The following is a 23473-nucleotide window of genomic DNA, read 5'->3' on the forward strand; positions in this document are numbered from 1 at the left end:
CTATGGTGGCTGAATTGACCGCACTGCGCGATCAAATCGACGAAGTAGATAAAGCACTACTGGATTTGCTGGCTAAGCGGCTGGAACTGGTAGCAGAAGTGGGTGAAGTAAAAAGCCGCTTCGGCTTGCCGATTTATGTGCCGGAGCGAGAAACCTCCATGCTGGCGTCTCGCCGCAAAGAGGCTGAAGCTCTGGGCGTTCCGCCGGATTTAATTGAGGACGTGCTGCGCCGCGTGATGCGCGAGTCGTACTCCAGCGAGAACGACAAGGGCTTTAAAACCCTGCATCCTGCTTTGCGTCCGGTGGTGATTGTTGGCGGCGGTGGCCAGATGGGCCGTCTGTTTGAAAAAATGTTGACGCTTTCCGGCTACCAGGTTCGTATTCTTGAAAAAGAAGACTGGGACAAAGCACCGGCGCTGCTGGCCGATGCGGGCATGGTGATTGTCAGCGTACCGATTCATATCACCGAGCAGGTTATCGCTAAGCTGCCTCCGCTGCCGGCGGACTGCATCCTCGTGGATTTAGCGTCGGTGAAGAATGGCCCGCTGCAGGCGATGCTTGCCGTACATTCGGGCCCGGTTCTTGGCCTGCACCCGATGTTTGGCCCGGATAGCGGCAGCCTGGCAAAACAGGTTGTGGTCTACTGTGATGGTCGTCAGCCTGAAGCCTATCAGTGGCTGTTGGAACAGATTCAGGTATGGGGTGCGCGCTTGCACCGCTCCAGCGCGGTTGAGCATGACCAGAACATGGCGTTTATTCAGGCGTTGCGCCACTTCGCGACCTTCGCCTATGGCCTGCATCTGGCGGAAGAAAATGTGCAGCTTGAACAGCTGCTGGCGCTGTCTTCGCCGATTTACCGCCTGGAGCTGGCGATGGTGGGCCGACTGTTTGCCCAGGATCCACAGCTTTATGCCGACATCATCATGTCGTCGGAAAGTAACCTGGCGCTGATCAAGCGTTATTATAAACGGTTCGGCGAGGCGATCGGCCTGCTGGAACATGGCGACAAGCAGGCGTTTATCGACAGCTTCCGGAAAGTGGAGCACTGGTTCGGGGATTACGCGCAGCGTTTCCAGAATGAGAGCCGCGTTCTGTTACGGCAGGCAAATGATAACCGTCAGTAGGTGCCAAAAGGTCTTATAATCAAAAGCCAGTGGGAGTTTGCCCGCTGGCTTTTTTGTTTGTCAAAAGGATCCCTGAAATGGCTGAGCCGCAGTTGCTGTTCGACTATACCGGTCACTTACCCGAATGCCCTACGTGGAGTGCAGAAGAAGGCAGCCTCTACTGGACGGATATTCTGGAGAATGAAATCCACCGCTACCATCTGGCCAGCGGCAAACATGACGTTATTCAGTTTTCTGAAGAAGTAGGCTGTTTTGCCTTGCGTGAGTCCGGCGGATTTATCGTGGCGATGAGAAGCGGTATCTGGCTAACCAATAATACTGGGCTGATCGTGGGCAAAGTCTGTGATAACCCGAGCAACCCGGATTTGGCGCGTTTCAACGATGGCGGCACCGACAGGCAGGGGCGTTTTTATGCCGGCACGTTCTGGGGGCCAGGGGATTACAACGGCGCGTTACTTTGCCGGGTGGATAACGATTTGACGCCGCATGTAGTTCAGCATGATATTCATGGCGCAAACGGGCTTGCATTTAGCCCGGACGGCAAATGGATGTATACCTCTGACACGCCCAATGCCGTGATTTACCGCACGCCGCTGGATGAGCAAGGCGAGCCAGGCCGACGTGAAGCCTTCAGGCGGTTTGCCGAAGGTGAGGGTATTCCTGATGGCGCGGCGATGGATTGCGAGGGCTATTACTGGACGGCGTTGTTTGATGGCTACCGCATTGTGCGCATTTCTCCTCAGGGTGAGATTGTGGAAGAGCATCGCTTGCCCGTGCGTTGCCCGACGATGGTCTGTTTTGGCGGCGAGGATATGAAAACGCTGTTTATTACCACCACCAGAGAAAACATGGATGAAGATGAAGTGGCCCGATTACCGCTTTCCGGGGCGCTTTTCACCCTCCGCGTTGCGGTGGCCGGAATGGAAAAACTGAAGTTTCGGGAAGTGTGATTTGTGCAGCCCGGTTTTAGCCGGGCTGGCATTGTGATCAGGCCGGGTCGACCGGTACCACGTTTTCGCTTGGGTAGCTGCCGAGCACTTTCAGAGAGCGAGTAATTTCCCCCAACTCGCGCAGCGCCTTACGCATACTCTCATCTTTCAGGTTTGCCTGAATATCCAGATAGAACATCTCTTCCCAAGGGTTACCGTTGATTGGGCGCGATTCCAGCTTAGTCATGATCAGACTGTGGTTGCGTAATACCAGAAGTGCTTCTACCAGGGCACCGGCCTGCTGGCCAGTCGCCATCAGCAATGTAGTTTTCGCTGGTACCTGATCGGACACTTCGACGGCCTTACGAGCCAGAACGATGAAGCGGGTGATGTTCTGGGTCTGGTTCGCGAGGTTACGTTCCAGCACCTGCAGGCCATAAAGTGCGCCGCCGGCTTCGCTGCCCAAAGCGGCAACGCGAGGAGAGTTGGCCTGAGCGACTTTTTCCATCGCGGCAGAGGTACTTTCGGTGTATTCAATTTTCCAGTGTGGATAGCGATTAATGAACTGGCTGCACTGCTGGAAAGGTTGAGGATGACTATAAACCGTTTGGATTTCCTCGAGATCGGTGGAACCGGAAACCAGTACGCAGTGGTCAATCGGCACGGTCATTTCGGCAACAATCGACAGGCTGGTGTGCTGCAGTAGATCGTAGACGTCATTTATGGCCCCGGAACTTGTGTTCTCGATTGGCACGACAGCGTAATCGGCCTGGCCGGTTTCCACCTGATTGAAGATGTCGTGGAATTTGGCACAGCCGCTTTCGATGAACTGCTCAAAGTGGCGCGCGGCATACTGGCGCGCAGCAAGATGAGAATAAGAACCTTTGGGGCCGAGGAAAGCGACGCGGGCAGAGTGAGGGTTCGTTTTGTTCAGGTGCTGCTGCAGCAGAGTTTGCTGGGTCAGAACAGAATCTTCAATAATGAGCTGGAACAGGCGCGTGATGTAGTGGGCATCGAGATGGTGACCTTTACCAAGAGTAATCAGGCGTTCCAGTAAATCTCTTTCACGATCGATATCGCGTACCGGGCGGTGAGAAGCGAGTTTGGCTTTGCCAACTTCAACCGCTAGCAGGCGGCGCTCTGCCAGCAGGGCTAACAGCTTTTCATCCAGCGCGCTGATTTTATCGCGCAGGGCCAGCAACGGATTAATTTCGGTCATAACGCTACCTTTTCGGTGTCCATAAAAAAAGCCTCCCGGTTGGGAGGCTTGTTTGTTCGTCTTCGCATTCTTTATCACACGACGAATTGCCTCCCAGTCAGGGGAAGGTAAAAAAGAATGCGAAGAAGAACGGGAAAAGTTTCATGTCAGGTTTCCTGAGGAATCTGAGAGGTAAAGTACCTGCTCTGTTTTCGTTCTGTCAATAAAAAACGCGCCCGGAGGCGCGTTGCGGTGAGTGGAAGGAGAGTGATGTATTACTCTTCGTCAGCTTCTGCTTCTGCGAAGGACACGTCTTTCACTGAACCTGCTGCGCGACGTGCTTCACCTTTGTGTTGCACTTTATTTAACTGCCGCTCCAGTTTGTTGATCAAATCATTGATAGCCGTATACATATCTTCATGTCTGGCACTGGCTACGAGGTGCCCATTCGGTGTGTTAATCGTGGCATCAGCCACAAAACCTTGAGGCTCTTTGGACAAGATAATATGTGGATTAATGAGATGAGTTTGCCACTTGTCCAGTTTGCTGAGACGGTCGGCGACATGCTGGCGAATAGCTGGGGTGATTTCCATTTGCTTGCTGGTAATGTTCATTGTCATAAATTTACCTCTTGTCTTTACCGTCTTGGTAACTCCAGCATACCGTTCTTAATGTCAAAATGTGTGATGTAAATCACGTTATTTTGTCACTTTTTGTCAAGGAGACCTTTTTGTGAGGCAGGACAGGATATGTGCTTTTAAGGCTTGTGGTTATCAGAAATCACGTCCATATTGGATGGGATGACCTGACGCTAAACCGTTTCAGTTTTCGCGTCGGCAGATAAAAAAACGGCAGCCGAGGCTGCCGTTTTTCTTGTTATATTGTCGATCAGGTGTTGCTGCTGTTGGCGGCAATGATCTTCGCGACTTTCTCTGCCTGACCCGGCATCTGCAGCTCGCGGTAGGCATTTTCCATCAGCTTCAGGCCATCACGGGTGGCCTGAGTGTCAGGATAATCACGCAGCATACCTTCTACGCGATTAACTACTGCCACCCACGCGCCGCGTTTCGTGTAATATTGCGCCACGGAAAGCTCATACTTCGCCAGGCGATCTTTCAGGAACACGAGACGTTTAGTCGCATCGGTAACGTACTGGCTGTTCGGGTAGCCGCGCACCAGCTTCGAGAAGTCGTTAAAGGCATCGCGTGCGTGCTGTGGATCCCGGTCGGAACGGTCAACGCCGAAGAAGCCCTGCAGCGCACTGTCATCCAACGCCATGTCCGTCAGGCCACGCATGTAAAGTACGTAGTCGATGTTTGGATGCGTTGGATTGAGGCGCATAAAGCGATCGATCGCCGCCTGAGCTAGCGGTAAGTCCGCATTTTTGTAGTAGGCGTAGATCAGGTCGAGCTGCACTTGCTGAGAGTACGGGCCGAATGGATAGCGGTTATCCAGCGCTTCCAGTTGCGTTATCGCCGCTTTAAAGTTACCGTCCTGCAGCTTTTGCTGGGCAGTCGCGTAGATCTCAGAAGGCGGATTATCAGGAACCTCATCCTTGGAACTGGAGCAACCAGCCAAAGCCAGGCTCAACGTGGCCGCTGCCACCAGATATTTCATGCGCGTCATGACGTTTGACTTTCCTAAGTAATGTTATTTCCGGGAGAGTTCGTGTTCCGGCTCCCGATAAAGACCAGCTACAATAGCACATTATATTAAACGGCATTGCCGTAAAACCCAACGTTAACGAAAGAAGCTGTCTATGGCACAACTAGTACAACTCACCGAAACGGTGTCCGATTCACAACTGGGTCAACGCTTAGATCAGGCATTGGCCGAATTGTTCCCGGATTATTCGCGTTCGCGCATAAAAGAATGGATTCTTGACCAGCGAGTTACGGTCAACGGCGTTGTCTGGGACAAGCCGAAAGAGAAAGTGTTGGGTGGCGAAAGCGTAACCATCAATGCTGAAATTGAAGAAGAGGTCCGCTGGGAGGCTCAGGATATCCCGCTGAATATCGTCTACGAAGATGAAGATATTCTGGTGATCAACAAGCCACGCGACCTCGTTGTGCACCCCGGTGCAGGCAATCCGGACGGTACTGTGCTCAATGCGCTGCTGCACTATTACCCGCCAATTGCGGATGTGCCTCGCGCGGGCATTGTTCATCGTCTGGATAAAGACACCACCGGCCTGATGGTTGTGGCAAAAACTGTCCCGGCGCAAACTCGCCTGGTTGAAGCCCTTCAACTGCGAGAAATTACCCGTGAGTACGAAGCCGTTGCAATTGGTCATATGACAGGCGGTGGTACGGTTGAAGAACCAATCAGCCGCCATCCAACTAAACGTACCCACATGTCAGTGCATCCAATGGGCAAACCGGCGGTCACTCACTATCGCATTATGGAGCACTTCCGCGTGCATACGCGCCTGCGTTTGCGTCTGGAAACCGGCCGTACTCACCAGATCCGCGTTCACATGGCGCATATCAGCCATCCGCTGGTGGGCGATCAGCTTTACGGTGGCCGTCCTCGTCCGCCGAAAGGCGCATCGGAAGAGTTCGTCAGCGTACTGCGCAAGTTTGATCGCCAGGCCTTACACGCAACCATGCTGCGCCTGTACCATCCTGTCAGTGGTATTCTGATGGAATGGAGCGCGCCAATCCCACAGGATATGGTTGAACTGATCGAAGCTTTACGCGCTGATACCGAAACCCATAAAGACCAACTGGACTGGCTATGACCAAAACGATCGTCCCGCACTGGCCTCTTCCTGAAGGCGTTGCTGCCTGTAGCTCAACCCGCGTGGGTGGCGTTAGCGTCGCACCGTATGACTCGATGAATCTGGGTGCCCATTGCGGCGACGATCTGGCTGATGTTGAAGAGAATCGTCGGCTATTTTACGCAGCCGCAGGCTTGCCTTCGAAGCCGGTCTGGCTTGAGCAGGTTCACGGGAAAACTGTGTTGAAGCTAACGGGCGAGCCATATGCCTCAAAGCGAGCGGATGCTTCTTATAGCAATACGCCGGGGACGGTTTGCGCGGTGATGACGGCGGATTGTCTGCCGGTGCTGTTTTGTAATGAGGCCGGAACTGAAGTTGCGGCAGCGCATGCTGGCTGGCGCGGTTTATGTGAAGGCGTGCTCGAAGAGACGGTAGCCTGTTTCCAGGATCGCCCACAGAATATTCGCGCCTGGCTAGGGCCGGCAATTGGCCCTCAGGCGTTCGAAGTGGGGCCGGAAGTTCGCGAAGCCTTTATGGCGAAGGACGAAAAAGCGGCAAACGCTTTTAGCGCAGCGGGCGAAAAGTACTATGCTGATATCTACCAGCTTGCAAGGCAGCGGCTGGCGAACGTGGGTGTTACGCAGGTGTACGGCGGTGACCGCTGTACCTGGACCGAAAGTGGCGATTTCTTCTCATACCGTCGCGACAGAACAACGGGTCGTATGGCAAGTTTCATCTGGCTGATATAACCTATCGAATCAAGACGATCCAGTGCGTGTCGCTCGCGCTTCATATATTTCAGGTCATTAACCTTGAATAATTGAGGGATGACCTCATTTAATCTCCAGTAGCAAATTTGACCTGTTTATGGGAGGAGTTATGCGTCTGGATCGTCTTACCAATAAATTCCAGCTTGCTCTCGCCGATGCCCAATCTCTTGCTCTTGGGCACGACAATCAATTCATCGAACCTCTGCATCTGATGAGCGCTCTGCTCAATCAGGAAGGGGGCTCTGTGCGTCCGTTACTGACCTCTGCGGGAGTCAACGCGGGCAAATTACGTACCGACATCGAGCAGGCATTAAGCCGCCTGCCACAGGTAGAAGGCACCGGCGGCGACGTTCAGCCTTCTCAGGATTTGGTGCGTGTACTGAACCTGTGCGACAAACTTGCACAAAAAAGAAACGACAACTTTATTTCGTCAGAACTGTTTGTTCTGGCGGTACTTGACTCACGCGGCACTCTGACCGACCTGCTGAAAGCGGCAGGCGCAACGCCAGCCAACGTAACCGCCGCGATTGAGCAAATGCGTGGAGGGGAGAACGTGAACGATCAAGGTGCCGAAGATCAACGTCAGGCATTGAAGAAATACACAGTTGATTTAACTGAGCGAGCTGAACAAGGCAAGCTGGACCCGGTAATCGGTCGTGATGAAGAAATTCGGCGTACTATCCAGGTATTGCAGCGCCGTACCAAAAATAACCCGGTACTGATTGGTGAACCGGGCGTGGGTAAAACAGCCATCGTCGAAGGGCTTGCACAACGTATCATTAATGGCGAAGTACCTGAAGGTTTGAAAGGCCGACGCGTGCTTGCGCTGGATATGGGCGCGCTGGTGGCCGGTGCCAAATATCGCGGTGAGTTTGAAGAGCGTCTCAAAGGTGTGCTCAACGATCTCGCTAAGCAGGAAGGCAACGTCATTCTGTTTATTGATGAGCTACATACCATGGTTGGCGCAGGTAAAGCCGACGGCGCAATGGATGCCGGGAACATGCTTAAGCCAGCCCTGGCTCGAGGTGAATTGCACTGCGTTGGCGCAACCACGCTCGACGAATACCGTCAATATATAGAGAAAGATGCCGCGCTTGAGCGTCGTTTCCAAAAAGTGTTTGTAGCAGAGCCTTCTGTAGAAGACACCATTGCGATTCTGCGTGGGCTGAAAGAACGCTATGAGCTGCATCACCATGTACAAATTACCGACCCGGCGATTGTCGCGGCAGCTACGCTGTCCCACCGCTATATTGCCGATCGTCAGCTGCCGGATAAAGCCATCGACCTCATCGACGAGGCCGCATCCAGCATTCGTATGCAGATAGACTCCAAGCCGGAAGAGCTTGATCGTCTTGACCGCCGTATTATTCAGCTCAAGCTGGAACAACAGGCGTTGAAGAAAGAATCTGATGAAGCCAGTCAGAAACGCCTCAGCATGTTGAATGAAGAGCTGGAAGATAAAGAGCGTCAGTATTCGGAGCTCGAAGAAGAGTGGAAGGCGGAGAAAGCCTCGCTGTCAGGTACGCAGACCATTAAGGCTGAGCTTGAACAGGCGAAAATAGCAATCGAGCAGGCTCGCCGCGTGGGTGACCTTGGGCGGATGTCTGAATTGCAGTACGGCAAAATTCCAGAGCTGGAAAAACAGCTGGCCGCGGCAACCCAAAGCGAAGGGAAAACCATGCGTCTGCTGCGTAATAAAGTGACGGATGCAGAAATCGCTGAAGTCCTGGCTCGCTGGACCGGGATCCCGGTAGCCAGAATGCTGGAAGGTGAGCGCGACAAGCTATTACGTATGGAAAAAGAGCTTCATCAGCGTGTGATTGGCCAGGATGAAGCCGTCGAAGCTGTCTCTAACGCGATTCGTCGTAGCCGTGCTGGATTGTCCGATCCTAATCGCCCAATAGGTTCGTTCCTGTTCCTGGGGCCAACCGGGGTAGGTAAGACTGAGTTGTGCAAAGCGTTAGCGAACTTTATGTTCGACAGTGACGATGCGATGGTGCGTATCGACATGTCCGAGTTTATGGAGAAACACTCCGTATCGCGGCTAGTGGGTGCGCCTCCGGGTTATGTCGGTTATGAAGAAGGTGGCTATTTGACGGAAGCCGTTCGTCGCCGTCCTTATTCCGTTATTCTGCTGGATGAGGTAGAGAAAGCGCATCCGGATGTGTTTAACATTCTGTTGCAGGTTCTGGACGACGGCCGTCTTACCGATGGGCAGGGCCGTACTGTTGATTTCCGTAATACGGTTGTCATTATGACCTCTAACCTTGGTTCAGACTTAATTCAGGAGCGTTTCGGTGAACTGGATTACGGCCATATGAAGGATCTGGTGCTGGGCGTTGTTAGTCAAAGCTTCCGTCCGGAGTTCATTAACCGTATTGATGAGGTTGTTGTCTTCCATCCTCTTGGGGAGCGCCACATTGCTTCTATTGCTCAGATTCAGCTGCAGCGTCTGTACAAACGGCTGGAAGAGCGTGGCTATGGCGTAAGTATCTCTGACGACGCATTGAAGCTCATCAGCGAGAACGGTTACGACCCGGTCTACGGTGCTCGTCCGTTGAAACGCGCTATTCAGCAGCAAATTGAAAACCGATTGGCTCAGCAAATCCTTTCCGGTGAGCTGATTCCTGGAAAAACAATCAAGCTGGAAGTCAAAGACGACCGCATTGTGGCTGTGCAGTAAGTCACTCAACGTAAAAAACGAGCCCATTTGGGCTCGTTTTTGTTTGTAAAACAGCCATTGCTGGCTGGGCTTTATTCTTTTTGCCTAGAAAGTGAGCGGTCAGAAAGTTTTTTCAGATTAGGGGTTGTCAGGCTCTGAGAACTCCCTATAATGCGCCTCCACTGACACGGCGAAGCGGCTTCGAAAGCGGTTTCACAACCCGGTAGTCAGTCAGACGAAAGCGAAAATAAACGCTTGACTCTGAAAGAGGAAAGCGTAATATACGCCACCTCGAGTTAGCAAGCGAAAGCGACTGACTCACTGCTCTTTAACAATTTATCAGACAATCTGTGTGGGCACTCGCAGGATTGATATCTCAGCATCTTCGGATGCAAACAAATATCAAGTCTTGAAGAGTGACTACTGATTTTATAAACAGTTTTAATTCTTTGAGCATCAAACACTTTTAAATTGAAGAGTTTGATCATGGCTCAGATTGAACGCTGGCGGCAGGCCTAACACATGCAAGTCGAGCGGTAGCACAGGGAGCTTGCTCCTGGGTGACGAGCGGCGGACGGGTGAGTAATGTCTGGGGATCTGCCTGATGGAGGGGGATAACTACTGGAAACGGTAGCTAATACCGCATAACGTCGCAAGACCAAAGAGGGGGACCTTCGGGCCTCTTGCCATCAGATGAACCCAGATGGGATTAGCTAGTAGGTGGGGTAATGGCTCACCTAGGCGACGATCCCTAGCTGGTCTGAGAGGATGACCAGCCACACTGGAACTGAGACACGGTCCAGACTCCTACGGGAGGCAGCAGTGGGGAATATTGCACAATGGGCGCAAGCCTGATGCAGCCATGCCGCGTGTATGAAGAAGGCCTTCGGGTTGTAAAGTACTTTCAGCGAGGAGGAAGGCATTAAGGTTAATAACCTTAGTGATTGACGTTACTCGCAGAAGAAGCACCGGCTAACTCCGTGCCAGCAGCCGCGGTAATACGGAGGGTGCAAGCGTTAATCGGAATTACTGGGCGTAAAGCGCACGCAGGCGGTTTGTTAAGTCGGATGTGAAATCCCCGGGCTCAACCTGGGAACTGCATTCGAAACTGGCAAGCTTGAGTCTTGTAGAGGGGGGTAGAATTCCAGGTGTAGCGGTGAAATGCGTAGAGATCTGGAGGAATACCGGTGGCGAAGGCGGCCCCCTGGACAAAGACTGACGCTCAGGTGCGAAAGCGTGGGGAGCAAACAGGATTAGATACCCTGGTAGTCCACGCCGTAAACGATGTCGACTTGGAGGTTGTGCCCTTGAGGCGTGGCTTCCGGAGCTAACGCGTTAAGTCGACCGCCTGGGGAGTACGGCCGCAAGGTTAAAACTCAAATGAATTGACGGGGGCCCGCACAAGCGGTGGAGCATGTGGTTTAATTCGATGCAACGCGAAGAACCTTACCTACTCTTGACATCCAGAGAACTTTCCAGAGATGGATTGGTGCCTTCGGGAACTCTGAGACAGGTGCTGCATGGCTGTCGTCAGCTCGTGTTGTGAAATGTTGGGTTAAGTCCCGCAACGAGCGCAACCCTTATCCTTTGTTGCCAGCGGTTCGGCCGGGAACTCAAAGGAGACTGCCAGTGATAAACTGGAGGAAGGTGGGGATGACGTCAAGTCATCATGGCCCTTACGAGTAGGGCTACACACGTGCTACAATGGCGCATACAAAGAGAAGCGACCTCGCGAGAGCAAGCGGACCTCATAAAGTGCGTCGTAGTCCGGATTGGAGTCTGCAACTCGACTCCATGAAGTCGGAATCGCTAGTAATCGTAGATCAGAATGCTACGGTGAATACGTTCCCGGGCCTTGTACACACCGCCCGTCACACCATGGGAGTGGGTTGCAAAAGAAGTAGGTAGCTTAACCTTCGGGAGGGCGCTTACCACTTTGTGATTCATGACTGGGGTGAAGTCGTAACAAGGTAACCGTAGGGGAACCTGCGGTTGGATCACCTCCTTACCTAATAGATACAACCCGCGTAGTGCTCACACAGATTGTCTGATAGAAAACGAGCAGTAAAACCTTATAGGCTTGTAGCTCAGGTGGTTAGAGCGCACCCCTGATAAGGGTGAGGTCGGTGGTTCAAGTCCACTCAGGCCTACCAAATTCTCCGCTATCCTGCGTTACAGCACCACTCACATACAAAAGTATGCTTCGTGGCGCTGCGCCTTGACCAGCGATGAATTCATGGTAATCGAAGGTTTTACGAAATCGATGGGGCTATAGCTCAGCTGGGAGAGCGCCTGCCTTGCACGCAGGAGGTCAGCGGTTCGATCCCGCTTAGCTCCACCATCATTTCATGCGCCAAAACTTACTTCAGAGTGTACCGGTGACGGTGTACTGCGAAGTATTTGCTCTTTAACAATCCGGAACAAGCTGAAAATTGAAACGACATGTCGTCTCATTCTTCCGTAATAAAGAATGAGGTTAAGACATGTTCGAGTCTCTCAAATTTTCACAACAGCGATTGTGTCTTACGAGACATCTTCGGGTTGTGAGGTTAAGCGACTAAGCGTACACGGTGGATGCCCTGGCAGTCAGAGGCGATGAAGGACGTGCTAATCTGCGATAAGCGTCGGTAAGGTGATATGAACCGTTATAGCCGGCGATTTCCGAATGGGGAAACCCAGTGTGATTCGTCACACTATCATTACGTGAATACATAGCGTAATGAAGCGAACCGGGGGAACTGAAACATCTAAGTACCCCGAGGAAAAGAAATCAACCGAGATTCCCCCAGTAGCGGCGAGCGAACGGGGAGCAGCCCAGAACCTGAATCAGTTTGTGTGTTAGTGGAAGCGTCTGGAAAGTCGCAGGGTACAGGGTGATACTCCCGTACACTAAAATGCACATACTGTGAGTTCGAAGAGTAGGGCGGGACACGTGGTATCCTGTCTGAATATGGGGGGACCATCCTCCAAGGCTAAATACTCCTGACTGACCGATAGTGAACCAGTACCGTGAGGGAAAGGCGAAAAGAACCCCGGCGAGGGGAGTGAAAAAGAACCTGAAACCGTGTACGTACAAGCAGTGGGAGCCTCATTTATGGGGTGACTGCGTACCTTTTGTATAATGGGTCAGCGACTTATATTCTGTAGCAAGGTTAACCGTATAGGGGAGCCGCAGGGAAACCGAGTCTTAACTGGGCGTTAAGTTGCAGGGTATAGACCCGAAACCCGGTGATCTAGCCATGGGCAGGTTGAAGGTTGGGTAACACTAACTGGAGGACCGAACCGACTAATGTTGAAAAATTAGCGGATGACTTGTGGCTGGGGGTGAAAGGCCAATCAAACCGGGAGATAGCTGGTTCTCCCCGAAAGCTATTTAGGTAGCGCCTCGTGAACTCATCTTCGGGGGTAGAGCACTGTTTCGGCTAGGGGGCCATCCCGGCTTACCAACCCGATGCAAACTACGAATACCGAAGAATGTTATCACGGGAGACACACGGCGGGTGCTAACGTCCGTCGTGAAGAGGGAAACAACCCAGACCGCCAGCTAAGGTCCCAAAGTCATGGTTAAGTGGGAAACGATGTGGGAAGGCACAGACAGCCAGGATGTTGGCTTAGAAGCAGCCATCATTTAAAGAAAGCGTAATAGCTCACTGGTCGAGTCGGCCTGCGCGGAAGATGTAACGGGGCTAAACCATGCACCGAAGCTGCGGCAGCGACACTATGTGTTGTTGGGTAGGGGAGCGTTCTGTAAGCCGTCGAAGGTGAACTGTGAGGTTTGCTGGAGGTATCAGAAGTGCGAATGCTGACATAAGTAACGATAAAGCGGGTGAAAAGCCCGCTCGCCGGAAGACCAAGGGTTCCTGTCCAACGTTAATCGGGGCAGGGTGAGTCGACCCCTAAGGCGAGGCCGAAAGGCGTAGTCGATGGGAAACAGGTTAATATTCCTGTACTCGGTGTTACTGCGAAGGGGGGACGGAGAAGGCTATGTTAGCCGGGCGACGGTTGTCCCGGTTTAAGCATGTAGGCGGAGCGTTTAGGTAAATCCGGACGCTTATCAAACGCTGAGGTGTGATGACGAGGCACTACGGTGCTGAAGTAACAAATGCCCTGCTTCCAGGAAAAGCCTCTAAGCATCAGGTAACATTGAATCGTACCCCAAACCGACACAGGTGGTCAGGTAGAGAATACCAAGGCGCTTGAGAGAACTCGGGTGAAGGAACTAGGCAAAATGGTGCCGTAACTTCGGGAGAAGGCACGCTGTCATCAGGTGAAGCCCCTCGCGGGTGGAGCTGAAGGCAGTCGAAGATACCAGCTGGCTGCAACTGTTTATTAAAAACACAGCACTGTGCAAACACGAAAGTGGACGTATACGGTGTGACGCCTGCCCGGTGCCGGAAGGTTAATTGATGGGGTTATCCGCAAGGAGAAGCTCTTGATCGAAGCCCCGGTAAACGGCGGCCGTAACTATAACGGTCCTAAGGTAGCGAAATTCCTTGTCGGGTAAGTTCCGACCTGCACGAATGGCGTAATGATGGCCAGGCTGTCTCCACCCGAGACTCAGTGAAATTGAAATCGCTGTGAAGATGCAGTGTACCCGCGGCAAGACGGAAAGACCCCGTGAACCTTTACTATAGCTTGACACTGAACATTGAGCCTTGATGTGTAGGATAGGTGGGAGGCTTTGAAGCGTGGACGCCAGTCTGCGTGGAGCCAACCTTGAAATACCACCCTTTAATGTTTGATGTTCTAACGTAGACCCGTGATCCGGGTTGCGGACAGTGTCTGGTGGGTAGTTTGACTGGGGCGGTCTCCTCCTAAAGCGTAACGGAGGAGCACGAAGGTTAGCTAATCACGGTCGGACATCGTGAGGTTAGTGCAAAGGCATAAGCTAGCTTGACTGCGAGAGTGACGGCTCGAGCAGGTGCGAAAGCAGGTCTTAGTGATCCGGTGGTTCTGAATGGAAGGGCCATCGCTCAACGGATAAAAGGTACTCCGGGGATAACAGGCTGATACCGCCCAAGAGTTCATATCGACGGCGGTGTTTGGCACCTCGATGTCGGCTCATCACATCCTGGGGCTGAAGTAGGTCCCAAGGGTATGGCTGTTCGCCATTTAAAGTGGTACGCGAGCTGGGTTTAGAACGTCGTGAGACAGTTCGGTCCCTATCTGCCGTGGGCGCTGGAGAATTGAGGGGGGCTGCTCCTAGTACGAGAGGACCGGAGTGGACGCATCACTGGTGTTCGGGTTGTCATGCCAATGGCATTGCCCGGTAGCTAAATGCGGAAAAGATAAGCGCTGAAAGCATCTAAGCGCGAAACTTGCCCCGAGATGAGTTCTCCCTGACCCTTTAAGGGTCCTGAAGGAACGTTGAAGACTACGACGTTGATAGGCTGGGTGTGTAAGCGTAGCGATACGTTGAGCTAACCAGTACTAATGATCCGTGAGGCTTAACCTTACAACACCGAAGGTGTTTTAGAGACGAAAGATTTTCAGCTTAGTTCAGGATTAGATTGATGGTTATATGGAAATATAACGGTCAATAACAGAATTTGCCTGGCGGCCGTAGCGCGGTGGTCCCACCTGACCCCATGCCGAACTCAGAAGTGAAACGCCGTAGCGCCGATGGTAGTGTGGGGTCTCCCCATGCGAGAGTAGGGAACTGCCAGGCATCAAATAAAACAGAAAACCTCAGCCTGATGGCTGGGGTTTTTTGTTTATGTGGTATCAGGATATTCTCTGCACGAGGATGGACATGCGACAAACGTGTCGGGAACACGTTTGAACGCCGCGTGCGGCGGCCCCGGAGGGGCGAGTATCAGGATGATACGCGTATTGTAGGGAACGGCCAGGCATCAAATCAGCATTAACCCCGACCGAAAGGCCGGGGTTTTTTGCTTTTTTAAAGCATACTTTTTCACAAAAATCTCCGCTTGCTCACAAAAGTTAATGTAACAACTCCGCAACAAGATACTTCACCTCACAAAATTTCTTTCTCCTGCTTTACTGGATCCTGGGTTATTAGACCCATTCAGGAAGACAGGAGAAGAAAATAAAATGATTGAAACAACAGGTGAATCAAATATTGTGCCGTCGGCGGCTGATACCCGTCGTCGCGTCTGGGCCATTGTGGCTGCTTCATCAGGGAATCTGGTTGAGTGGTTTGATTTTTATGTTTACTCGTTCTGCTCACTCTATTTTGCTCATATCTTTTTCCCAACGGGAAACACCACGACTCAGCTTCTGCAAACCGCCGGTGTCTTTGCCGCAGGTTTTTTGATGCGACCGATTGGAGGCTGGTTATTCGGGTATATTGCCGATAAGCATGGACGTAAAAACTCCATGCTTATCTCAGTGTGTATGATGTGTTTTGGATCGCTGGTCATTGCCTGCCTGCCTGGATACGCCACCATTGGCACATGGGCCCCTGCATTATTGCTTTTAGCACGCCTGTTCCAGGGGTTATCTGTTGGAGGGGAGTATGGCACCAGCGCAACTTACATGAGTGAGGTGGCGGTCGAAGGTCGTAAAGGGTTCTATGCCTCATTCCAGTACGTGACGCTCATTGGCGGGCAGCTGGCCGCGTTGTTTGTTGTGGTTGTTCTCCAGCAAGTGCTAAGTGATGAAGATTTGCGTAGTTGGGGATGGAGAATTCCCTTCGCGATTGGAGCCGTACTGGCGATAGTTGCTCTCTATCTTCGCCGTTCTCTGGATGAAACATCGGATAAAGCAAGCCGCGCGCACAAGGATGCCGGTACGCTTTCCGGGCTGTGGAAAAATAAAAAAGCCTTCATTATGGTGCTTGGTTTCACCGCCGGCGGCTCCCTGGCTTTCTATACCTTCACCACCTATATGCAGAAATATCTGGTGAATACTGCGGGGATGCATGCGAACACGGCCAGCGCGTTGATGACCTGTGCGCTGTTTATCTTCATGGTACTTCAGCCGTTTTTCGGTGCACTGTCGGATAAAATTGGTCGTCGAAGTTCTATGCTTTGTTTTGGCGGACTGGCAGCGGTGCTGACTGTGCCTATTTTGACGGCACTGCAGAATGTTAGCTCACCTTATGCGGCCTTTGCTCTGGTGATGGCGGCGATGCTAATTGTCAGTTTTTACACTTCAATCAGCGGCATCCTTAAGGCAGAAATGTTCCCGCCGGAAGTCCGTGCGCTAGGTGTAGGTCTGTCTTATGCCGTTGCAAATGCCTTGTTTGGTGGCTCGGCAGAATATGTCGCCTTATCGCTGAAATCGATGGGCAGCGAAACGACCTTCTTCTGGTATGTCTCTGCGATGGGGGCGCTGGCATTTGCTGTTTCTCTGTTGCTGCACCGTAAAGGCAAAGGGATCAAGCTCTAGAAAGAAAAAGCCCTGCAGTGCAGGGCTTAAACGTTTAGAGAATACGGCTTATTAGTCGGTCGATACGGATACGGCGCAGGCGGCGAATCAGCTTGCGAACTTTCACCGGATATTCGGCGATGCTTTGCAGATCGCGATAATGCTTAACAGCCGTCGTATGGGTGCGGATAAGCTCCAGCTCCTTGGTGCGAATGCCTTCAAGCTCTCTTTTGGGATCGTGAATCAGCAGAGCATTTTCCAGATCCAGGCGCCACGCGCGCGGATTAAGGTTATTCCCGGTCAGCAGCATCCACTCGTTGTCCACCCACATGCCTTTCAGGTGGTAACTGTTATCCCCATCTTTCCACAAACGCACAATCAACTGCCCGGTATTCACATAATATTGCAGGCGGCTCAGGAAGCGGCGCAGGTTAATTTCATAGAGATAAGGTAGCGCGCCAATAATCTTGAACGGCTGATCTTCCGGAATATAAAAATCATTCGCTGTCTTATCGCCAACGATAATCTCAACCTGTTTACCGTCCCGCAGCAGCTGTATGATATTGCGGACCAGGACAGCTGGCAGGTTGAAGTATGGCGTGCAGATAGTCAGCTTCTGCTCTGCGCAAGGCATAAGATGGAAGATGGTTTTATTCAGCAGGCTGGATTTTCCCAGACCGACCAGCGGCGTAACCGAGAGCTGATCGTTATCTGCATCACCGTGGAAGATAAAGCTAGCGTCACGCAATTCCTGGCGGAAGAGACGGATATCGTTTTTGATTTCTGGGCTTTTTACGCGCTCAGCGACATCTAAGCGATGAACCGCCCGGCCATTTATCAAATTCTGGTTAACCCAGCCATGCATGATATCTGCCAGGGCGCGATTGCGAATGATTTGATAGCGGTCATAGCGATATTTATCGTGCTGATGCAGGTAAACATCGTTGAGGCTGGCTCCGCTATAGATGACGCTGTCATCAATAATAAAGCCTTTGAAATGCAGCACGCCAAGGGCTTCGCGAGTATTGACGGGAACGCCATAGACAGGAACATTCACGTCGGGGAACTGCTCGGCCATGCGGTGATACCAGTCCGCATTGGTGTTGGACGCGGCAACACCAATACGTCCGCGCTGGGCACGGTGCCAGTCAACCAGCACGGAAACATCTAAATCTGGCCGCTGCTGTTTGGCTTGATAAAGCGCGGACAGAATTCCTTTGCCGCCGTCATCCTGTTCAAGATACAACGCAATAATACAAATACGCTGCGTTGCGCTGGCGATTTTTTTCAACAGCGTTTCGCGGAAATCCGCAGGGGAGAACAGGGTTTCTACATCATCAACTGATTGAGAAAGCTTCGGTAACTGGGCAAGGTGTTGTTGATGTTTATTACGCTTAAATTTAGACAACATCACAGTGCTTATCTTCTCTCTTCATTGGATGGCCTTCTGCAAAATCCAGACGTCAGAACTTGCTGATAATACCACTACTACTGCGCAAAGTGAGTATGTTTTCCAGTACCTTACTCACGAATCTGCGCTTTTGCTCAACGGAAGCGTCAGACTTACAATGCCGTCTTCCAGCTGAATATCGACGCTGAAACCCAGTTTACGGGCCAGGGTAATCATGCCCTGATTGTTCGGCATCGTTATGCCATTCAGCCGTTGAAGGCCATGCTCTCTGGTGTAATCGATGAGCTTAGTCAGTAAGCGTCGGCCGAGTCCGAGGCCTTTTAAGTCGGAGCGAACCAGCACGGCGAACTCGGCATCAACGTTGTCAGGGTCTGAAATGGCGCGTGTGACGCCGAGGATCTCATCGTTGTCTTTTATTCTTCTGACTGCAACGAACGCCATTTCTCGATCGTAGTCGATCTGCGTCATATTGGCTAAATCTTCGTGGGTAAATTCATTGATCTCGCTGAAATAGCGATAGTAGAGATCCTCTTTTGTTACCTGGGCAATAAAACGCTGCAGCTGAGGTTCGTCCTCGGGCAGGATCGGCCGGAACAGGCAGCGGTCACCGTTCTTAAGCTGCACCAGCTCTTCAAGCTGATGAGGATAAGGACGCACGGCCAGCCTGGCATCAGCATCCCCCGTAAATTCGGCCAATTCCAGAGTGACGTCGAGCAGGGTGAATTCACTGCCGGATGCCAGTAGAGGGTGAATATCGAGTCTGACAATCTCGGGGCAATCAACTATCAGGTTAGAGACTTGCACCAGAACTTCGCTGATCCCGGCGATATCCAGCGGGCGTAATGCGCTCCGGCTACGGATCTTGCCGCTTTTGATCGCCTGAATGACAAGGTATCGGGCCAGGTTCATGTTTAGCGGGGGGAGGGCTACCGCCGCCTGCCTTTCAGGTCGCCACTCTACGCCGCCTTCGCCCAGCATGATCAATGGACCAAATACCGGATCGTGCTCAACGACGACTCTTAGTTCCTGTGCGCCTGCGCGGTTTGCCATGCTTTGCACCAGCAGGCCGTGAATACGAGCCTGGGGCCAGGCCATTTTTACACGGTCGATGATGGCTTCGGCGGCCTGTTGTACTTCACTGGCCGTTCTCAAATAGAGCATAACGCCCTGAACTTCCGACTTGTGGGGAATATCCGGAGAACGAAGCTTTAATGCGACGGGATAACCAATTTGCTCTGCGATATGCACCGCTTCTGCACTGTCTCCAGCAATCCATGTCGACAGGGTCGTTAAGCCATAAGCTTCAAGTACCGGCCTGACTTCATGGGTATCCAGCGTCGTGGCTCCCTGATGCAAGGCCTGCTGAATCAGATGGTGGGCGTCGCTAGTGTTTGCCGTCAGGTTAGCCGGCAGGGCCGGCGTTTCGCGCAATTGCTTCTGGTTACGGCGATACTCGACCATGTGCATAAACGCCGTGACCGCACCCTCTGGCGTTCTGTACGTCGGAATACCGGCATCGCTAAACAGGCGTCTGGCTTCCTGGGAGGAATACTCTCCGCACCAGTTGGTGACAATGGTGAGATATTTGCCACGAGGATGCCGCTGCAGAAGATCGATCAGGGCAAGAGCGCTTGCGGTTCCTGGGGCGGCGGCACTGGGGGAATGGATAACCATTAAGGCATCAAAATCATGGCTATCCAGCAATTTCTCTATGGCCAGCAGGTACCGGCCAGGCGTCGCGTCATCCCTTAGATCTATCGGGTTTCCTGCCTCAACGCCAGGAGGAAGCACGCCCGCAAGAGCCTGCAGAGTTTCTTCACTTAACGTCGCTAGTTTGCCATTACGTATCCAAAGCTCATCAAGGGCCAGCGCCGCAGGTGCCGCGCCGTTGCTGACAATCATCAGTCGCTCACCGCGCAGAGGTCGCATGTGGCTAAGGGTTTCTACGGCGGAAAAGAGCTCATGCGTATCCTGGACCCGAAGTAAACCTGCTCGTTGTATCGCCGCGTCCCAGGCGGCATCCAGGCCCGGATGGGTTTTCAGTAGCGTTTGTGCTTTGCTGCTGCGCCCGCTTTTGATGACCAGAATCGGCTTGTTACGTGAGGCGCTTCTTGCGGCGGAAACAAAGCGTCGGGCATCGCTCAGATGTTCAAGATACAGCAGGATGGCGCTGGTTTTCGTATCCCTGGCCAGATAATCAAGCAGTTCATCCACGTCGATATCCAGGCTATCGCCAAGCGCAATAAACCAGGAAAAGCCCATCTCGCGCTGCTGTGCCCAGTCCAGAATGGTGTTGGACACTGCGGCAGACTGAGAAATAAACGCCAGTTTGCCTTTTTGGATGGGGACTGGAGAAAAGCTGGCATTAAGCCCCTGCCAGGGAGCCAGCAGGCCAAGGCTGTTTGGGCCAAGCAGGCGAATTTGCCAGCGAGCGGCACAGGCCAGCAATTCGGGTAATTGCTCGGGTGGGGCAGATAAAATAATGCAGGCCTTGCAGCCTTTATTACCCAGGGCTTCCAGTAGCGTAAGATTTCGCCGGGAATGCGTACAAACAATAGCGAGGTCAGGAGCCAGCGGCAGGCTGGCAATATCCGGCCAGGTAAGCACTCCGCACACGGCTTTGTGAGTCGGCGTTACCGGCATTACCGGACCATTGAAGCCGCCAGCAAGCAAGTTGCGCATCATTAAATAACCGGCGCGGTCGGCTTTTGCCGAAGCGCCGATAACGGCAATGGATTTTGGACGCAGCAGCGCTTCCAGGCCTCGTTGACTCACGACGCTCTCCCCTGAGTGATGTTCAGGAGAGTCTAAACGTTTTCTTCCACTTCTGCTGTGACGCTGCCCTGATGATGGGGTTTCCCCGCCAGATAGCGCTCGCGGAAAAGAGTGAAATGCTGGGTTAATCCTTTGGACGCTACTACATCTCCCGCCAGTTCTAGCAGGGCTGCGGCGACTTCCGCGGTGCAATACTGGCCGTCCGCATGGGCCTCGCGCAGGCGATAAGCTGAGGTAATACTTAAATCTACGGAAATTATCGGCAGCGCATCGAGATAAGGGCTTTTACGGAACATTTTACGTGCTTCAGTCCACGTGCCATCAAGCATGATAAATAGCGGTGGCTTACCGGTGGTTGGTGGCGTGGTCAGTACCTCGCGACTTGCATCGGCATAAGAGGCGGGAAAAACTACCATTGGCTGGTAATCCGGGTTAGCGACAAGATCCAGCAGCGCCTGAGGGGGCTCCGTGCGCGACCATTGAAATGCCTCCGTTTCCGGCAAAATATCGGCAATAAGCCGCCCGGTGTTACTCGGCTTCATCGGTTCGGTGTCAAACATCACCAGGCAAAAGCGACTGCGGGCATGTTGTGGCTTAAGCGTCTCACACAGGCAATTTTTCAACGGCAGCAGGCAGCGCTGGCAGCGACGAACGCGATTACCACGGGCGAGAAAGGGACGAGTTGCGCGAGCAAGGCGGGCTGCACGAAGGCGAAGAACGGCGTTTTCGGTCATTAATGAAGGATGTCTGGCTAAAAACGCCATTCTACCGTAGATAGAGAAAGGGGGCTTAAAAAATGCCCCCTTATAATCAGATATTTTCGTCCAGCCAGCTATCAAACGGGGCTTTAGGCATGGCGCCATTCAGCATATCGACGACCTGGCCATTTTTGAAAATCATAATGGTCGGGATGCTTCTGATGCGAAAACGTGCGCTCAGTTCCTGCTCCGCTTCGGTGTTCACCTTCACAAAGCGAACTTTACCGCTGCGTTCTTCGGCAACATCTTCAAAAATAGGGGCGAAGTTCACGCACGGGCCGCACCACGGCGCCCAAAAATCAACCACAACCGGCAGCTCATCTTTCAGGAGTTTATCCAGCGTCGCCGTCGTGGCGTTAACGACTTCACCGTCAAACAGTTCATGGCCGCAGCGACCGCATTTTGCACCGTCATCGATACGGTCGTCAGGAATGCGGTTAATGGCCTGGCAGTCGGCACAAACGGTATTCATAACTAACCTCAAAGAGAATGATTGAAATCGGTGCCATGCACCATGGATGTTTCAAATATGTTACATATTATCGGCGAAGATGGGGAGGCCAACAAAGTGATTTATTCGATGAGTACAATAGTTTTTAGCTTTTAAGCAAAGTTAATGGCTAACCCATGGCACATCAGGTAATCTGCGCGCTTCGCGCTCAGCCAGGTGGAGGAACAATGAACGACGAATTTAAAGGTAAAAGCGGCAAGGTCAAAGTGATGTATGTCCGCAGTGACGACGAAAGCGAACAGCGCAGCCAAAACCCGCGTACCGGGAAAGGCGGTGGGCGTCCTGCCGGTGCGTCACGTGGTGAAGGCGGCGGTCGCCGTCAGTCTCGTCACGATGATAAACCTCGCGGCGGGCGCGATCGTAATGAACGTAGTGACAGAGGCGATCGCGGTGAAGCGGCCTCGCCATGGCGTACGGTTTCCCGTGCCCCGGTAGACTCTTCGCTGTCGGCATCAGACAATGAAGGTACAACTAAACATATCGTTGATCCGGAAGTGATTCGTCGCCAGCGCGCCGAAGAAGCCCGTGTGTACGGTGAGAATGCTTGTCAGGCGCTGTTCCAGAGCCGCCCGGAAAGCATCGTGCGCGCCTGGTTTATCCAGAGCGTTACGCCTCGTTTTAAAGAAGCGCTGCGCTGGATGGCGGCAAATCGCAAGGCTTACCACGTGGTGGATGACGCTGAGCTGACAAAAGCCTCAGGCACGGAACACCACGGCGGCGTTTGCTTCATTATTAAAAAACGCAGCGGCATCAGCGTGCAGACCTGGCTGAACAAAGCCGGGGAAGAAGACTGCGTGCTGGCACTGGAGGATGTGGGCAACCCACATAACCTGGGCGGGATCATGCGCAGCTGCGCACACTTCGGCGTGAAAGGTTTGCTGATTCAGGATGCTTCTCTGCTGGAATCCGGTGCGGCGATTCGTACCGCAGAAGGCGGGGCCGAGCACGTGGTGGCGATCAGCGGCGAGACGTTTGGCGATGGGCTGGAAGCTTTCCGTAAAGCGGGCTACACCATCGTGACAACCTCAAGCCACCAGGGCACCCCGCTGTATAAAGCTGAGCTGCCTAAGAAAATGGTGCTGGTGCTGGGCCAGGAGCGCGATGGCGTTTCCGACACGACTTTTGAAAACGCAGATATGAGCGTAGCCATTGAAGGTACAGGTAATGTTGAAAGCCTCAACGTATCGGTAGCGACCGGCGTGCTGCTGGGCGAATGGTGGCGCCAGAACAAGGCCTAAGGCCTTCTCCAGCTATAAAAAAACCAGCGTAATTGCTGGTTTTTTT

15 protein-coding genes, 2 tRNA genes, 3 rRNA genes and 1 other annotated feature are annotated in these 23473 nt (G+C 52.7%); of the genes, 12 read left to right on the top strand and 8 right to left on the bottom strand.

Going from position 1 to position 23473, the window contains the following annotated elements:
* Positions 1 to 2 precede the first annotated feature (2 nt).
* Both tyrA and ACREYP_RS04560 read left to right on the top strand, forming a co-directional pair.
* Positions 3 to 1124, top strand: coding sequence for a bifunctional chorismate mutase/prephenate dehydrogenase (gene tyrA / locus ACREYP_RS04555; RefSeq protein ID WP_008458161.1), 1122 nt, complete (start codon positions 3 to 5; stop codon positions 1122 to 1124).
* Between the two features lie 77 nt (positions 1125 to 1201).
* Positions 1202 to 2074: an SMP-30/gluconolactonase/LRE family protein gene (locus tag ACREYP_RS04560; RefSeq protein WP_166995728.1), complete on the top strand. Its 873-nt coding sequence runs from the start codon at positions 1202 to 1204 to the stop codon at positions 2072 to 2074.
* A gap of 37 nt (positions 2075 to 2111) precedes the next feature.
* Here the strand turns inward: ACREYP_RS04560 and pheA are convergent, their stop codons facing one another.
* From pheA to bamD, 4 genes are all read right to left on the bottom strand, one after another.
* Positions 2112 to 3272, bottom strand: a complete 1161-nt coding sequence (gene pheA, locus ACREYP_RS04565) for a bifunctional chorismate mutase/prephenate dehydratase (protein ID WP_336819527.1) — start codon at positions 3270 to 3272, stop codon at positions 2112 to 2114.
* Between the two features lie 21 nt (positions 3273 to 3293).
* Positions 3294 to 3418, bottom strand: a sequence feature (Phe leader region).
* Positions 3370 to 3417 (bottom strand): pheA operon leader peptide PheL, encoded by a 48-nt coding sequence (pheL, locus tag ACREYP_RS04570; RefSeq protein ID WP_193216298.1) that lies wholly within the window; start codon positions 3415 to 3417, stop codon positions 3370 to 3372. It overlaps the preceding feature by 48 nt.
* A 108-nt stretch (positions 3419 to 3526) precedes the next feature.
* Positions 3527 to 3871, bottom strand: coding sequence for a ribosome-associated translation inhibitor RaiA (gene raiA, locus ACREYP_RS04575; protein ID WP_008458158.1), 345 nt, complete (start codon positions 3869 to 3871; stop codon positions 3527 to 3529).
* Positions 3872 to 4139: 268 nt separating this feature from the next.
* Positions 4140 to 4877 carry an outer membrane protein assembly factor BamD gene (gene bamD / locus ACREYP_RS04580; RefSeq protein WP_008458157.1) on the bottom strand — a complete coding sequence of 246 codons (738 nt, stop codon included), beginning with the start codon at positions 4875 to 4877 and terminating at the stop codon, positions 4140 to 4142.
* 133 nt (positions 4878 to 5010) lie between these two features.
* On the opposite strand from bamD, the gene rluD reads away from it, so the two are divergent.
* From rluD to ACREYP_RS04625, 9 genes are all read left to right on the top strand, one after another.
* Positions 5011 to 5991, top strand: coding sequence for a 23S rRNA pseudouridine(1911/1915/1917) synthase RluD (gene rluD, locus ACREYP_RS04585; RefSeq protein WP_336819529.1), 981 nt, complete (start codon positions 5011 to 5013; stop codon positions 5989 to 5991).
* Positions 5988 to 6719 (top strand): purine nucleoside phosphorylase YfiH, encoded by a 732-nt coding sequence (gene yfiH, locus ACREYP_RS04590; protein WP_166995732.1) that lies wholly within the window; start codon positions 5988 to 5990, stop codon positions 6717 to 6719. Before rluD ends, yfiH begins: the two co-directional genes overlap by 4 nt.
* Positions 6720 to 6849: 130 nt before the next feature.
* Positions 6850 to 9423 carry an ATP-dependent chaperone ClpB gene (gene clpB, locus ACREYP_RS04595; RefSeq protein ID WP_336819531.1) on the top strand — a complete coding sequence of 858 codons (2574 nt, stop codon included), beginning with the start codon at positions 6850 to 6852 and terminating at the stop codon, positions 9421 to 9423.
* A 447-nt stretch (positions 9424 to 9870) separates the two neighbouring features.
* Positions 9871 to 11410 (top strand): 16S ribosomal RNA (locus ACREYP_RS04600).
* Positions 11411 to 11478: 68 nt separating this feature from the next.
* Positions 11479 to 11555 (top strand) — tRNA-Ile (locus ACREYP_RS04605).
* 112 nt (positions 11556 to 11667) lie between these two features.
* Positions 11668 to 11743: transfer RNA gene (locus tag ACREYP_RS04610), tRNA-Ala, on the top strand.
* Between the two features lie 206 nt (positions 11744 to 11949).
* Positions 11950 to 14857 (top strand): 23S ribosomal RNA (locus tag ACREYP_RS04615).
* 97 nt (positions 14858 to 14954) lie between these two features.
* A 5S ribosomal RNA gene (rrf, locus tag ACREYP_RS04620) occupies positions 14955 to 15070 on the top strand.
* The 16S, 23S and 5S rRNA genes sit together here with 2 tRNA genes alongside, the layout of an rRNA operon.
* A gap of 386 nt (positions 15071 to 15456) precedes the next feature.
* Positions 15457 to 16755, top strand: a complete 1299-nt coding sequence (locus ACREYP_RS04625; RefSeq protein ID WP_336819092.1) for an MFS transporter — start codon at positions 15457 to 15459, stop codon at positions 16753 to 16755.
* A 34-nt stretch (positions 16756 to 16789) separates the two neighbouring features.
* Here ACREYP_RS04625 and pssA read toward each other — a convergent pair whose 3' ends face one another.
* The 4 genes from pssA to trxC all read right to left on the bottom strand — a co-directional run bounded on the left by pssA (position 16790) and on the right by trxC (position 22150).
* Positions 16790 to 18145 (bottom strand): CDP-diacylglycerol--serine O-phosphatidyltransferase, encoded by a 1356-nt coding sequence (pssA, locus tag ACREYP_RS04630; protein ID WP_034809554.1) that lies wholly within the window; start codon positions 18143 to 18145, stop codon positions 16790 to 16792.
* A gap of 114 nt (positions 18146 to 18259) precedes the next feature.
* A complete protein-coding gene (locus ACREYP_RS04635) occupies positions 18260 to 20920 on the bottom strand; it encodes a bifunctional acetate--CoA ligase family protein/GNAT family N-acetyltransferase (protein ID WP_498881128.1) in 2661 nt (886 codons plus the stop codon).
* 32 nt (positions 20921 to 20952) lie between these two features.
* Positions 20953 to 21654 carry a tRNA-uridine aminocarboxypropyltransferase gene (locus ACREYP_RS04640; protein WP_008459533.1) on the bottom strand — a complete coding sequence of 234 codons (702 nt, stop codon included), beginning with the start codon at positions 21652 to 21654 and terminating at the stop codon, positions 20953 to 20955.
* Positions 21655 to 21730: 76 nt separating this feature from the next.
* Positions 21731 to 22150: a thioredoxin TrxC gene (gene trxC / locus ACREYP_RS04645; RefSeq protein WP_038479759.1), complete on the bottom strand. Its 420-nt coding sequence runs from the start codon at positions 22148 to 22150 to the stop codon at positions 21731 to 21733.
* A 206-nt stretch (positions 22151 to 22356) separates the two neighbouring features.
* On the opposite strand from trxC, the gene ACREYP_RS04650 reads away from it, so the two are divergent.
* Positions 22357 to 23427, top strand: coding sequence for a tRNA/rRNA methyltransferase (locus ACREYP_RS04650; protein ID WP_008459530.1), 1071 nt, complete (start codon positions 22357 to 22359; stop codon positions 23425 to 23427).
* Positions 23428 to 23473: the final 46 nt, after the last annotated feature.

The organism is Enterobacter sp. TMH.L2, from assembly GCF_050847315.1.
In the GTDB taxonomy this organism is placed as follows: Bacteria; Pseudomonadota; Gammaproteobacteria; order Enterobacterales; family Enterobacteriaceae; genus Cedecea.